The organism is Paraburkholderia sp. BCC1886 (assembly GCF_900996245.1).
In the GTDB taxonomy this organism is placed as follows: domain Bacteria; phylum Pseudomonadota; class Gammaproteobacteria; order Burkholderiales; family Burkholderiaceae; genus Paraburkholderia.
This window is the reverse complement of sequence record NZ_CAAJGK010000085.1, coordinates 112,128-126,707: the sequence shown is the minus strand read 5'-3', so window position 1 is coordinate 126,707 and position 14,580 is coordinate 112,128. Positions and strand designations below refer to the sequence as shown.

Sequence of the window (14,580 nt, the reverse complement as noted above, 5' to 3'; positions counted from 1 at the left end):
CTCGATACTTTTAGTTCTGCTTCGACGTGCCAGGAGCAACGGCCTTCTGCAGTTGTTGGGCGATGGCGTTGGCCTGCTCGTAGAGGCTCGACGGACGCTGCGATTGCGATTGCGTTTGCGATGACGCGGGCGCGGGCGCGGTTTGCGCCGTTGCGTTCCCCGGGCGTGGCGCCGACGTTGAGGTTGACGTGGTCGTGCCTGGTGGCATGCCCTGCGGGACGAGCGCCGTGCTGTCCGCGCCGCCACCCGCGATCAACTCCACGACCGGGCGAGCCGGGCCGCCGCCGACGGTGGCCGTGCCCTGAGCGGGGTCGATGAAGACGTCGCTTTCCTGCACGAGCGACGGTCCGTCACGGCCCTTGTCGTCCGAGTTACGCAGGATGAGCCGCAGCCCGCCGATCTTTTGGGCCAGCGCGATTCGCGCAACGTGATCGATAGGGACCTGGAGGGTGACCGTGGTGTACCCCATCCCCTGCTGCCGGCTCATGGCGCTGCTATTGGCGTTTGCCTGCTCCTGCTGCGCGGTGTCGTCCGCTTCGCCGGCGTCGCGATGGCGCACGTCCTGGCCCGTGGCCAGAACCAGTGCGTCCGGCATCATCAACTGCGCGACCTTCTTGTCGTCCGACGAGTGGTCCACGTGAAAGACCGTGCCGACCCAATACACGTCGACGCGATTGCCCGGACGCAACATCAGCGCGGTCGAGTTGACCGTATCGATTTCCACGGTCAGCGCACGCTGTCCCGGCGGCAGGATGTCGGAGAAGTCGCGACCGCGCAGCGCATCGATATCGCTGGCGCGCAGCGGCAGACCGCGCCGCACCGGCTTGACCAGATGCGATTTGCGGTACTGCTCGAAGTTATCGGCGCGAATCATGTCGTCGGAAACCAGGTCGGCTTCGATGTCGCGCGAAACGAAATCGTCGTTCGACAACGGCGTTCCGACATCGGCGTCTCGCGCCGGCACCACGACATCGACCTTGGCGGTCACGTTATGCGCGTCCATCTCGGCTTTGAGTTTGGTCTCGCGATCGTTCAGGTATTTGTACAGGAGGAACGTGAGTCCGCCTGCCACCAGCAAGGCAAGGAACAGCAGAACCCAGGAGTTCGCGAGAAGCGAGCGAAGTTTGATTTTCTTAAGCATGACGAATTCGACCGTGGCAGGTCAGGGAAGCGAAAGGGTGAAGCTATAAGCGCTAAAAAACGACTTGAAGCCTGAAATGAGCGCCGTGAAAGGCGCAACGGTATCGCCCGCGGCCAGCAGCAGAATGCCCACGAGCGCGGTCGTGACGACGAGGTATTCCGCATAAGCTTGTCCCCGCTGCCGGCGACGCCGCTTAACGGAAAACTCGATAGGTCGCGGATGTTGCATTTCAACGGCTCCTGATTACGTTGACGACTGCGACGGTGCGGCCGTCGCGATCGGAAAAGCTCACGTCCACGCTGTCCGGACCGTGCTGCATGGCGAAGGCCGAACCTTGGGCGGACCGGACGCCGGCGGAGGGGTAATCCGCCTGACGGCTCACGCTCGCCCACCCTTGCATGGCGAGCGCGTTGCGATAGCGCTGTGCGTTCCAACGCGCTTCGCCCGGCAGATCCAGCAGCCACGTACGCCCGGTCTGTCCCGGATCGCGACTTTCGACGTCCGAGACGACCTTGCTGTCTTGCGGTAGCGCAATCGCGGAGTCGGGAATGCGATGCTGAACCGGATCGCTGCCGACCCGGATCACGCTCATGAGTCCGCGGGTGCGTGTGCTGTCCGGCTGCGGCGGAATGCTGAGTACGTACAGACATTGATCGTCCAGCGCGCTGAGAAGGAGGCCCGAGGGACTGGTGCGGCCTTTGGCGGGCACGTCCTCGCGGACCCAGAACTCGCGGAACGCTCTGGACACATCACGAACGCTCCCGGCGAATTGCATACCGACGACCGACGTGGGCACGCCGTTCACGATCATGTCGCGACCGATGGCCTCCGTGCTTTGCGGCGGCACGGGGGTTTTGTTGCATGCGTTGCTGGCCAGCGCGGGCGCACTGGCCAGCATGCTGATCAACACGGTTGCCACGCGAGCCACGCGAACCACGTCAGGCGCGCCAGCGAAAGAATGTGAGGTCTTCATTGGCTCAGGCGATTCGACGGTACGACGTCCTGCTGAACGCGACCGAATTGCAGCGACGAGATTTCAGGTGCGTACTTCTGCAGCCCCAGATATCCGGCGGACGGCACCAGCGCGACATTCGCCGCCGGCACGGCACGGCTGAACAGCGCCTTGTTGCTCGCAGAGCCGTTCGGCGCCCATGTGTTGGTCATCAGGACATTGGTGTCAGAAAACGTCAGACCGGTGAACGCGGGTAACAGTCCGTTTTTCGGCCAGAGCCGTTTGAGCACGTCGCTGTCCTGCGCGACGGAAAGGCTGACCGTGCCGGATTGCAGTGTTCGGGTGGGGAGGGCCAACTGGGCGTCGTACGGCACTCCGCCGGCGGTGGGAACCTGCCAATGCGCCAGCGCCGAGCCGGTCCGGCTCGTTGCTGGATCGGCACTTACATTGGTGCCGACGGTCACGGCGTTGGCGGAACCCAGGAACGCCTTCCCACCGTAGTCCTGCCACATGGCCGGCTTCGAGGATGCCAGGCGGTTCTGCTGACGGTCCGCGCCGGCAACCGGCGCATTGTTCCCCACGAAGAGACGCTGCATCACTTCCGCTTTAAGCTCCGTATCCAGTTTGCTGGAAGCCAATGCCGGGCTGCCATAGGTGCCGGACCAGCCCTCCGTGGTGGCGGAATCCCCGACGAGGTTTTTCTTCGCATCACTGTCGGTCCACACCGTGCGTTCCCATGCGACGTAGCGCGAGCTCATCAAGGTCCGGTTGCGGACGTCGTTGAACTTGCCGAGCATCGCGATGGCGAGCAGCAGCACGCTCATGACCATGGTCATGGACAGAATGAATTCCACCATTGCCTGACCAGCCTGCGGCGCGCGCCGAATAGGGATGCGTTTCATGGCTTCGGTACCTTTGCGGCGGCTGAAATCTGGCTTGCCTGAGCCGCGGCGCGCTCGCTGTCGCTGACGGGGGCCAGCGCGGCTTGCCAATACGGACTGAACAGACTCGGGTACTCGGTTTTTTTGTCGGCGCGAGCCCACTGATCGGCATTCGTCAGTCCGCCGATGAGCGAGCCAACTGACGTTGTCTCGTCCGGTCGCACGAAATACGCGTTGGCACTAGAAAGCGCGTGCAGCGCACCGGACGCCGCGTTGTCGTCGACCTGCATGCGTCCGCCGCCGTGCAGACCGACGGTCTTCACGAGCGTGCTGCTATTACGGGAAACTTCGATCGTGATACGGGGCGCCCGGCCGGCGAGCGCCACACCGTTCACGTCCTGATAGGGAAGCAGGCCGCCGTTGGTCGGATCGAGGGACGTGCCGGGTCCGGTTCTGAACTGCTCCGCCATTGCATCGGGCACTTGCCAGCCGGGCGTTGTGCTGCCCGTGTAGCCGAAGTTGAAATAGCCGCCATAACCTTGCCAGTCTTGCCAGGCGGCGAACGGTGGGTTGGTCATGAAGCTCTTGATATTGCCGTTGGCGCTGCCACCGAACCCAGCTTCGGATTCGATCGCGCCAATGCAGCTGATCCGCAGGTGAGCCGTACTCGCGTCGATGGACTGCCAGCCCGCCTTATCGCTGCGTAACTGGGTGCCTCCATCGTGGGTGACGTTGATGGTGAAGGTGCTGTTCGCTTTGCCGCAAATGCCGATGGCGGTGTCGTTGAGTTGCTGGAAATTGGGCGCGACGCTGCGCACGGAACTGCGATTCTTGACGAAGCCGTCGAGAGTGCTCGCGTCCGTAACCACGTCCGCGAAACCGTCCGGGCCGATCTTGCCAGCGGGCGTGATCGTGGCCGTATAGGACTTCCACGCCGCGAGCTGCGCAGCATTGCGCGGACTGACGAAATAGCCGCTCGTGACATGCGTGTCCGGCTGGTTTTGCTGGGCGATGGCGTCGGCCGTATCGGGTACGGCGCTGAAGATGGCGGCGTGATAGTTGGCTTGCGCCGTGCTCAGCGAACGGTTCAGCGTGCCGATATTCCGGCCGACTGTGGGCAGCAACGCGTCCAGCGTCGCGCGTACCGGCGCGATGGCGCTTTTGCCGATCTGTTTCGGGCTGCTCCACTGAGCCGGATGGTCCGCGAGTTGGCCGACGATTTCGTCGATGTCGGACTGCGAGTAAGTGGAGTCGAGTTCGTCTATCCAGGATTTCAAGGCGACGACCTGCGCGGCGCTCACCTGGTTGGCGATCATCGCCCGGTTCGTGTAGGCCGAAAAATTGTAGTCGCGCGCCTGCAATACAGCGGCGCTGTATGCGGCTGCGTCGGCGGTGTTCTGAAGTTTGATTCTCGCGCTCGTCAACTGGAAAGAGTTGAACGCCACGTAAAGGCCGATACAACCGGCGAGCAGGAAGATCAGAGCAGGGACCAGCGCCTGCCCGCTGGCGCCGGCAACCCTGGCCCTGCCCTTTCGGGCAGAGCTTTTCATGATGAATGTCGCTAGTTCAAGAAGATTAGTTGGTGTTGTTGCTGTCGTTATATTTGCCCATGTTCTTGGTCTTGTTGGCGTTCGTGGTAGCCGTATTCGCGTTGGTCTGCGCCGTCGAGATGTTCGTTTGGGCGTTCTGGCCGGACATTTCCACGGCGAGACCGGCGGTCTGGTTACGCAGCGTCTGACCGAACAGCGAGTACACGCCGATGGCGGACACGGCGATGAGCGCGACGATGATGATGTATTCGGTCATGCCCTGACCGAGTTGCTTGTTTTTACGACGGATAGCTAAAAGTTTCATGAGTGCAATTTAAAAAAAGATTAATGCGAAAGTTGATGCGAAGAGTGAGTGTTGCCTGGACACGGCTTTGCGCGGCTTTTCGAATCGGATAGGGACGAGGGTTGGGGAAATGTCCCGTCCAAAGCGCTCGAGCAACAGTGTCGAAGCAAAGTATAGGAAGGGATAGGTCTTACAGGATTGCGAAATTTCTCAAACTGGCGTGGGTAAATGCAGCGATCTGCAAGACAGATTGAAGATGAACCTCTGTTTGCGACTGTCAAGTCAGGCCCAAGCTCCCGGAAGTACTACAAGCGCTGTCATCTTCAGCATCACCTTCCGGTGTTGCGGCATACGAACATGTCGTAAAAACGCGACGAGAAGTATTTCGAGAGGGCCCTTAAGCCTTTCTTGGTGAGACGTTAAAGCCCATCTGGATGCGGCTGTTCGACCATTCGCGATTTCTCCCGAGTTCATTCAGAAAATTCCTACGTCGATTTCGCTTTTCCTGATTTTTAGGGATAGAGCGGGCAGTTAGATTTGCGAGGCGTGAAAAGTCTGGAGCGAGCTTTATGGTCCGCGACCAGTTTTCTGCGGAGGTCGTGTGATTGCGATTTCACCAACTGAACTGCAAGCGGGGTTGGCCCGTTTTAGAGGAATGCAAGGGTAATGAACAAGGTATACAAATCGGTCTGGAACGCGGATGTCGGTACATATGTGGCCGCAGCTGAAACGACCAAATCTAGCGGGAAAAAATCGCGCGGCGGCAAGCGATTGCTGACGGAAACCGCGCTGGGTGATGACGCATCGCAAAGCCGTTCAGGCGCATTGAGGGTCGCGGGCATGGCAGGCGGAGCCTTTGCCATTGCGGCAACGGGTCTTACATTTAGCAGCCTTGCGCATGCTGCAGCGATGCCCGTCAACCCCGGCCCCTATAGCGCCCTGGCCGGCCAGGCTGGTGTCGAATTCTGCGCCTCCAGCGTCGCGTATGGCACCAATACTTCGGGGTGCAGTATTCCCGGCTCCATCACGCAGGCGCAGACCTCGACGACGCCTTATGTCGATACCGGGGTAGATGGCTTCGGTATGTTCGTGAGCTATGGCGATGGCTTTAGCGCAGTGAGCCAGCCGGCGTTCATGTATGGCACCAAAACTGGCGATCTCGTTCTTCATGGCAAGAACGGTATTTCCATGCTCGACAATGTGTTGATGTATGGAAAGCAGATCAAGAATCTTGGCGCCGGCGATGTTTCAGCGGCGAGTGCAGACGGCGTGAACGGCGCGCAACTGTATCAACGCACGCGCTACTTCAGCGCAAAATCCTCGTCCAGCGACGCGTCGACGGATGCGCGGGCAACGGGTCTCGATTCGGTGGCTTCCGGCCCGTCGTCCATGGCAGTCGGCAAGAATTCCAGCGCATACGGCGCTGGAGCGGCTGCGTTGGTATCCAACTCGGTGGCATTGGGTGCGAGTTCGATCGCTAGCCGCAACGACAGCGTATCGATTGGCTACTTGTCGGCAGACGGCAAAAGCCAGTACACAAGGCAAATCACCAACGTCTCCGCGGGCTCCGCAGGCACCGACGCAGTCAACCTCGATCAGCTGAACACGGCAATCGCAAGCGTTAACGGCGGCGGCGGTGGCGAGGCGACGCCCAATGCGGTCACCTATGACGATTCCGGCAGCGCATTGATTACGCTCAAAGGAACGTCGGGTACGAAGATCACCAACCTGACGGCGGGTGATATCTCTTCGGCCTGGAGCACAGATGCCGTAAACGGCTCGCAACTTTTCCAGACCAACCAGAATGTCGCGAACGTAGCAGGTAATGTTGCCAATATCGCCGGCAACCTGGCCAACGTGACCAACACGGTCAACAATATCGTGACCGACGGCATTGCGGGAAATCCGCTCGTGGTCGCATACGATTCGTCGGCTCGTACCAGTGTGACGCTCGGCGGCGTCGATAGCACGTCTGCTGTCAAGCTGACACACGTTGCCGCAGGCGACATTTCGTCCGCTTCCAGCACTGATGCGGTGAACGGCGCTCAGTTGTATCAAACTAACCGGAACGTGGCGAACGTTACCGGTGGGTTGGTGGACCTGTCCGGTGGCGTGACAAACTTGTCTCGCGACATATCGATCGTCACTAACACGGTGAACAACATCACCAACGGTGGTGGCATCAAATACTTCCACACGAAGTCGACGTTGGCCGATTCGTCGGCAACCGGCACGGATTCGGTTGCGATCGGTGGCGCAGCAAACGCATCGGCAACCAACTCGGTGGCACTGGGTTCGAATTCGGTAGCGAGCCGTGCCAACGCAGTGTCGGTCGGTGCAGCGGGCACCGAGCGCCAGATCGTCAACGTAGCCAACGGCACGAGCGCAACCGATGCGGTGAACCTGTCGCAACTGACGGCGATGGGCGCAAACATCAACACCAGCGGTGTCGTCACGAACAGCTTCGTCGCGTACGACGACACGAGCAAGGGCAAGGTGACCTTCGGCGGCGTAGGCTCGACGAAGGCAGTGACGCTGGCAAACGTGGCGAACGGTGTCGCAAACAGCGACGCTGTCAATCTGGGCCAGATGAATACCGCTATCGCCAATGCGTCGATCAGCGGCGGTGCTGGTTCACCCAATTCGGTCGTCTACGATTCGTCGGCACACGATGCGCTGACGCTCGGCGGCTTGCTCGCTGCAGCGCCGGTCGCCCTGACCAACGTGGCAGCTGGCGAAATCGCTTCGGGTAGCACGGCCGCCGTGAACGGCGGCCAGTTCTACAACACGGTCAACAGCGTAGCGGCAGCCATTGGTGCGGGCGCAACGGTCAATACCGACGGCACGATTTCCGCACCGGGTTACACGATCAGCGGCGCGACCTACAGCAACGTCGGCGACGCGCTCAATGCGCTCAACTCGGCCGCAGGCGATCTCGTTGGCGCAGCAAAGTATGTCAAGGTCGTTTCCGTGTCGGGTGCGGCATCGGCAAGCGGTAGCGAATCCGTCGCAATCGGTGGCAACGCGATGGCGACCGGCACGAACTCGTTGGCTATCGGAGCAGGTTCGATGGCCAGATACGATAACTCGACCGCCATCGGCGTGAACGCGACCACGGACGCAGCTAATACGGTATCTGTCGGTAGTCGAGGCGCCGAAATGCGCATCACCCACGTCGCGAACGGCGTGAATCAAACGGATGCAGCAACCGTGGCGCAGCTCGACGCATTGCAATCGCGACTTCTGCAGTCCTCGCAGCAGGGCGGCGGCGTCAGATCCCTGTTGCTGGCAGCGGCAGTGCCGGTCACGAATTACATTGCAGTCAGCACGACGGTCACTAGCGGTGCGAACACGTCAGCGTCGGCGGACCTGAACGCGATGGCAATCGGTCCGGTGGCAGCGGCAACCGGTGCCGGCGCACTGTCGGTCGGCGCAGGTTCGTCCGCCGGTAGCGACGCATCTACCGCGGTCGGCACGGGTGCCGGCGCTCTGTCGGTGGGTTCGACTGCAATCGGTTATAGCGCTTCGATCGGCGCCAACTCAGACAACTCGGTGGCGATTGGCTATAACTCGCGCGCCCAAGCCAAGAACTCCATGGCATTCGGTGGCAATGCGAGCGCCACGAGCACGGGTTCGGTCGTGATCGGCTATAACGCCTTTATCAACCCGTCGGCCACGAATGGCATGGCACTCGGTTTGAATGCGTCTGTCAGCGCGGTCAATGGCGTGGCGATTGGCTACAACTCGGTCGCCGACCGCGTGAATGCTGTGTCGGTCGGTAGCTCCAGCAAGCAGAATCAGATCACGTATGTGGCAGCCGGTACCAGCGGTACCGATGCGGTCAACGTTACCCAGTTGTCGGGTGTGACGACCATGATCGGCGGCGGCGCTGGCGTGAACTCGGACGGCACGATCAAGAAGCCGAACTTCACGGTCGGCGGTCAAACCTTCACCGACGTCGGTGCGGCAATTTCGGCGGTAGCGGCTGGCGGTACGGCTAATGGCGTGGTGTACGACACGACGTCCAAGACCAAGGTCACCCTCGGTGGCGTAGGCTCGACGAGTCCGGTGACATTGTCGAATGTCTCGAACGGCATTGCGAACAATGATGCCGTGAACGTAGCGCAACTGCAGGCAATGGGCGCGACCATCGGCACCAGCGGTGCAGTGACCAACAGTTTCGTCGCGTACGACGATACGACGTCGGGCACGATCTCGCTTAAGGGCGCGAGTGGCACGACCATCACGAAGGTGAAGGCAGGCGCACTGTCGGCGTCGAGCTCCGACGCTGTGAACGGCACCCAGCTCTTCCAGACGAATGCGAACGTGACGAACGTTGCAGGCAGCGTATCGAACGTCACCAACACGGTGAACAACATCACCAATGGCGGCGGCATCAAGTATTTCCACACGAAGTCGACGCTGGCCGATTCGTCGGCAACCGGCACGGATTCGGTGGCGATCGGTGGCGCAGCTAGCGCGTCGTCGACCAACTCGGTCGCGCTGGGTTCGAACTCGCTGGCTAACCGCGCCAATGCAGTGTCGGTCGGCGCAGCGGGTACCGAGCGTCAGATCATCAACGTGGCCAACGGTACGAGCGCAACCGATGCAGTGAACCTCTCGCAGCTAAAAGCGATGGGTGCAAGCGTCGACACGAGCGGTGTCGTGACGAACAGCTTCGTTGCGTACGACGACACCAGCAAGGGCAAGGTAACTTTTGGCGGCGTGGGCTCGACGAAGGCAGTGACGTTGACAAACGTGGCGAACGGCGTGGCGAACGCTGACGCGGTCAACATGGCGCAACTGAAGGCCATGGGCGGCACGATCGACACGAGCGGCAACGTGACCAACGCATTCGTGGCGTACGACGACACGACCAAGGGTAAGGTCACGCTGGGCGGCTCGGGTTCGACGAAGACAGTAACGCTGACGAACGTGGCCAACGGCGCGGCGAACGCTGACGCGGTCAACATGGCGCAACTGAAGGCCATGGGCGGCACGGTCGACACGAGCGGTAATGTGACCAACGCATTCGTGGCGTACGACGACACGACCAAGGGTAAGGTCACGCTGGGCGGCGCAGGTTCGACGAAGGCAGTAACGCTGACGAACGTGGCCAACGGCGCGGCGAATGCCGACGCGGTCAACATGGCGCAACTGAAGGCCATGGGCGGCACGGTCGACACGAGCGGTAACGTAACCAACAGCTTTGTCGCGTACGACGATACGACGTCGGGCACGATCTCGCTTAAGGGCGCGAGTGGCACGACCATCACGAAGGTGAAGGCAGGCGCACTGTCGGCGTCGAGCTCCGACGCTGTGAACGGCACCCAGCTCTTCCAGACGAATGCGAACGTGACGAACGTTGCAGGCAGCGTATCGAACGTCACCAACACGGTGAACAACATCACCAACGGTGGCGGCATCAAGTATTTCCACACGAAGTCGACGCTGGCCGATTCGTCGGCAACCGGCACGGATTCGGTGGCGATCGGTGGCGCAGCTAGCGCGTCGTCGACCAACTCGGTCGCGCTGGGTTCGAACTCGCTGGCTAACCGCGCCAATGCGGTGTCGGTCGGCGCAGTGGGTACCGAGCGTCAGATCATCAACGTGGCCAATGGTACGAGCGCAACCGATGCAGTGAACCTCTCGCAACTGAAAGCGATGGGCGCAAGCGTCGACACGAGCGGCGTCGTCACGAATAGCTTCGTTGCATACGACGATACGAGCAAGGGCAAGGTTACCTTTGGCGGCACGGGCTCGACCAAACCCGTAACGCTGACGAACGTTGCCGCCGGCGTGTCGAACCTGGACGCCGTGAACATGGCCCAGCTCAAGGCAATGGGCGTCAATGTCGACACCAGCGGTAATGTGACGAACAGCTTCGTCGCGTACGACGACACGACGCTCGGTAAAGTTTCGCTGCGAGGCACGGGCGGCTCGACGCTCACGAACGTCAAGGCCGGCGTATTGACGTCTGCAAGTCTCGACGCAGTAAACGGTGGCCAGTTGTTCCAGACCAATGCGAACGTCGCAAACATCGCGGGCGATGTTTCGAACGTGACCAATACGGTCAACAACATCACCAACGGCGGCGGCATCAAGTATTTCAACGCGAAGTCGACGCTGGCCGATTCGTCGGCAACTGGCACGAATTCCGTGGCGATCGGGGGGGCGGCGAACGCTTCGGGCGTCAACTCGGTGGCACTGGGTGCGAACTCGGTTGCGGGTCGCGCAAACGCCGTGTCGGTAGGTGCGGCCGGAACGGAGCGTCAGATCATCAACGTCGCGAACGGTACGAGCGGCACGGACGCAGTGAATCTCTCGCAACTGAAAGCGATGGGCGCAAGCGTCGATACGAGCGGTGCCGTGACGAACAGCTTCGTGGCCTATGACGATACGAGCAAGGGCAAGGTAACGTTGGGCGGCGGCTCATCGGCTCTCGCGGTGACCTTGACTAACCTCGCCGACGCCAAGATCAACGCATCGAGCACCGATGCAGTGAACGGCTCGCAGTTGTACAAGACGGCCAGCAGCGTCGCGGAAGCGCTCGGCGGTGGTGCGTCGGTGGCAGCAAACGGCTCGATTTCCGCGCCGGCGTACGAAATTACCGGTTCGACCTACAGCAATGTCGGCGATGCGCTGGCTGCTGTCGACGGTCAACTCGGCGATATCAACACGAACTTCTCGACGAACCTGAAGTACGTAAAGATTGTTTCGGCGAGCGGCGCGGCGCAGGCAAGCGGCGGCGAATCGGTGGCCATCGGCGGCAACGCAATGGCAACCGGGACGAACTCGCTGGCAATCGGTGCAGGCGCAGTCTCGAGATATGACAACTCCACCGCCATCGGCGTGAATGCGAGCACGGATGCAGCCAACACGGTGTCGGTCGGCAGCCGTGGTGCAGAAATGCGTATTACGCACGTCGCTAATGGCGTCAATGCAACGGACGCGGCTACGGTGGCGCAACTCGATGCATTGCAGACGCAATTGGTGCAGTCCACGCAACAAAGCGGCGGCGTGAGGTCGATGCTGTTGGGCGCGACTCCGGTCACGAACTACATTGCCGTTAGCTCGACCGTCACGGGTGGCTCGAGCACGTCCGCGTCGAACGACCTGAACACCATGGCGATCGGCCCGGCTGCGGCAGCAACGGGTGCAGGCGCGTTGGCAGTGGGCGCAGGCTCCATCGCCGGCAGCACGGCCTCTACGGCGGTCGGTACGGGCGCAACCATTGCGTCGATCAATGCGACCGCGATTGGTTATAGCGCGTCGGTGGGTGCCTACTCGGAAAACGCCCTGGCTATCGGCTACAACTCGCGAGTCGTGGGGAATAACGCCATCGCGATTGGTACGGAAGCCGGCGCTACAGCCGCAGGTGCGATTGCGATCGGTTACAACGCGTTCATCGACCGGGTTGCCACGAACAGCATGGCAATCGGCCTCAACTCGTCGGTTAGCGCGGCAAATGCCGTGGCGATTGGCTACGGTGCGGTCGCGGACCGTGCGAACGCGGTGTCGGTGGGTAGCAGGACCAGGGCGAGCCAGATCATCAACGTCGCGGCCGGTACGTCCGATACCGACGCAGTCAATCTGGCTCAGATGACGACGGCCATCAACGCGGCTGCAAGCGGTGGTTCGACGGAAGCGGTGGTGTACGACACCACGTCGCACACGAAGATCTCGCTGGGCAACACGGGTACGCCGGTAACGGTAGCGAACGTGGCAAACGGTGTCGCCAACAACGACGCGGTAAACGTGCAGCAACTGAAGGCGATGGGCGCGAGCATCGACACGAGCGGCCACTTCTCGAACGCGTTCGTCGCTTACGACGATACGAGCAAGAGCAAGGTGACGTTCGGCGGCGTCGGTTCGACCACGCCGGTGACGTTGACCAATGTCGCGGCAGGCGGCGTCACGTCGAGCAGCAAGGACGCTATCAACGGTTCGCAGTTGTACGGCGCGATGAGCAGCACGGCAGCGGCGCTGGGCGGCGGCTCGACGGTGGGTGCGGACGGCAAGGTCACCAAGCCGTCCTACACGCTGAACGGCGCGACCTACAGCGACGTGGGCGCAGCGCTGGTTGCGGCTGCTTCAACTGGCGGCAGCGGCGGCGATACGACCGACGCGGTGAAGTACGACACGTCGGCGCATGCCAGGATTACGCTGGGCAATACGGGCACGCCGGTGACGGTGGCGAACGTGGCGAACGGTGTGGCGAACAACGACGCCGTGAACGTGCAGCAACTGAAGGCCATGGGCGCCAGCATCGACACGAGCGGCCATCTGTCGAACTCGTTCGTCGCCTACGACGATACGAGCAAGAGCAAGGTGACGTTCGGCGGTGTCGGTTCGACCACGCCGGTGACGTTGAGCAATGTTGCCGTGGGTCAGGTCACGTCGAACAGCAAGGAAGCCATCAACGGCTCGCAACTGTACGGCGCGATGAGCAGCACGGCAGCGGCACTCGGCGGCAATTCGACGGTGGGTTCGGACGGCAAGATCACGACGTCCTACTCGCTGGACGGCAAGACGTACAACAACGTCGGTTCGACACTCGACGCAATGAATTCGAAGATTGCTACGGGTTCGACGGACGGTGTGGTGTACGACACGTCGGCGCATGACAAGTTGACGCTGGGCGGCGAAAACTCGACTACGCCGGTGAAACTCGCCAACGTGGCCGCCGCCACCAGCGACTACGAAGCAGTGAACCTCAAGCAGTTGAAGGACGCTGGTTTGAATGTCGACACGAGCGGCACCGTCACGAACGCATTCGTCGCGTACGACAACGCGACGAAGGGTTCGGTGACCTTCAATGCGGGTGGCTTGCCGACCCAGTTGAAGAACGTGGCCATCGGTACCGATCTGACCGATGCGGTCAACCTCGGTCAGATGCAAACGTATGTAGCTGACCACGGCGGCAACGGCACGACGAACGGCGTTGCTTACGACGACGCGTCGAAGAAGAAGGTGACGCTGGGTGGCGCAGGTGCCACGGAGGCAGTGACGTTGACGAACGTAGCGGCAGGTGCAAGCGCGACGGACGCAGTCAACTACTCGCAGTTCTCGGCCCTCGAAAGCCAGGTGAACAACGCCCTGAACGGCGGCGCGGGTAACACCACCTACGTGAACATCAACACCCCGGCATCGGGTGGCACGTCGGCGGCCGCCACCGGTTCGGACTCGATCGCGATCGGTAACGGTGCTTCGGCATCCGGTAACGAGTCGATTGCAATCGGCAAGAACACGGTGACCACGGGCGATAGCTCGGTCGCGATGGGTGCAGGCGCATCGGCGCCGAACACCAATGCGGTGGCCTTGGGTGCGAACTCGACCACGGATCGCGATAACTCGGTATCGGTGGGTTCCGCCGGTGCAGAGCGTCAGATCACCAATCTCGCGGCGGGTACGCAGGGTACCGACGCGGTCAACCTGAATCAGTTGAACAGTGCCATGGGCAATATGAGCAACTCGATCAACAACGTTGACCGTAACGCTGCCAAGGGTATCGCTTCGGCATCGGCGCTGAACATCGTTACGCCGTATCTGCCGGGTCGTACGACGGTGAATGCGGGTATTGCCAACTACCGTGGCTACCAGGCTGTGGGTGTAGGCGTGTCTCGCTGGAACGAGAAAGGCACGATCAACTACAACCTCGGCGTGTCCACTTCGGGCGGCAATAGCACCATCGTTCGCGCTGGTATCGGCATCGTCCTCGGCAACTAAGCCACGGCCGCAAGGCTTTGATTAGAAGTTCGAGACGTTAGCTG

The 14,580-nt window shown here is 61.3% G+C and carries 7 protein-coding genes and 1 pseudogene; 2 read left to right on the top strand and 6 right to left on the bottom strand.

Features of this window, described 5'->3' with window-relative positions; genetic code table 11:
• Positions 1–10: 10 nt before the first annotated feature.
• The 6 genes from cpaB to FQ746_RS27155 form a co-directional block, all read right to left on the bottom strand.
• Positions 11–1,141 carry a Flp pilus assembly protein CpaB gene (gene cpaB, locus FQ746_RS27180; protein WP_144112885.1) on the bottom strand — a complete coding sequence of 377 codons (1,131 nt, stop codon included), beginning with the start codon at positions 1,139–1,141 and terminating at the stop codon, positions 11–13.
• 21 nt (positions 1,142–1,162) lie between these two features.
• The gene (locus tag FQ746_RS27175) at positions 1,163–1,369 is read right to left on the bottom strand and encodes a hypothetical protein (protein WP_144112884.1); all 207 of its coding nucleotides are present in this window, start codon (positions 1,367–1,369) and stop codon (positions 1,163–1,165) included.
• A 1-nt stretch (position 1,370) separates the two neighbouring features.
• Complete coding sequence (locus tag FQ746_RS27170) at positions 1,371–2,114, bottom strand: hypothetical protein (RefSeq protein WP_260854176.1); 744 nt, start codon at positions 2,112–2,114, stop codon at positions 1,371–1,373.
• The gene (locus tag FQ746_RS27165; RefSeq protein ID WP_260854175.1) at positions 2,111–2,917 is read right to left on the bottom strand and encodes a hypothetical protein; all 807 of its coding nucleotides are present in this window, start codon (positions 2,915–2,917) and stop codon (positions 2,111–2,113) included. The genes FQ746_RS27170 and FQ746_RS27165 overlap by 4 nt, the downstream gene beginning before the upstream one ends.
• 74 nt (positions 2,918–2,991) lie before the next feature.
• A complete protein-coding gene (locus FQ746_RS27160; RefSeq protein WP_144112882.1) occupies positions 2,992–4,524 on the bottom strand; it encodes a pilus assembly protein TadG-related protein in 1,533 nt (510 codons plus the stop codon).
• 25 nt (positions 4,525–4,549) lie between these two features.
• Positions 4,550–4,828 carry a Flp family type IVb pilin gene (locus FQ746_RS27155; RefSeq protein WP_144112881.1) on the bottom strand — a complete coding sequence of 93 codons (279 nt, stop codon included), beginning with the start codon at positions 4,826–4,828 and terminating at the stop codon, positions 4,550–4,552.
• A gap of 645 nt (positions 4,829–5,473) precedes the next feature.
• Here FQ746_RS27155 and FQ746_RS35645 point away from each other — a divergent pair.
• A pseudogene (locus FQ746_RS35645) lies at positions 5,474–5,566 on the top strand (ESPR domain-containing protein); the annotation flags it as partial.
• Between the two features lie 150 nt (positions 5,567–5,716).
• Positions 5,717–14,536, top strand: coding sequence for a YadA-like family protein (locus FQ746_RS27150; RefSeq protein ID WP_409932445.1), 8,820 nt, complete (start codon positions 5,717–5,719; stop codon positions 14,534–14,536).
• Positions 14,537–14,580: the final 44 nt, after the last annotated feature.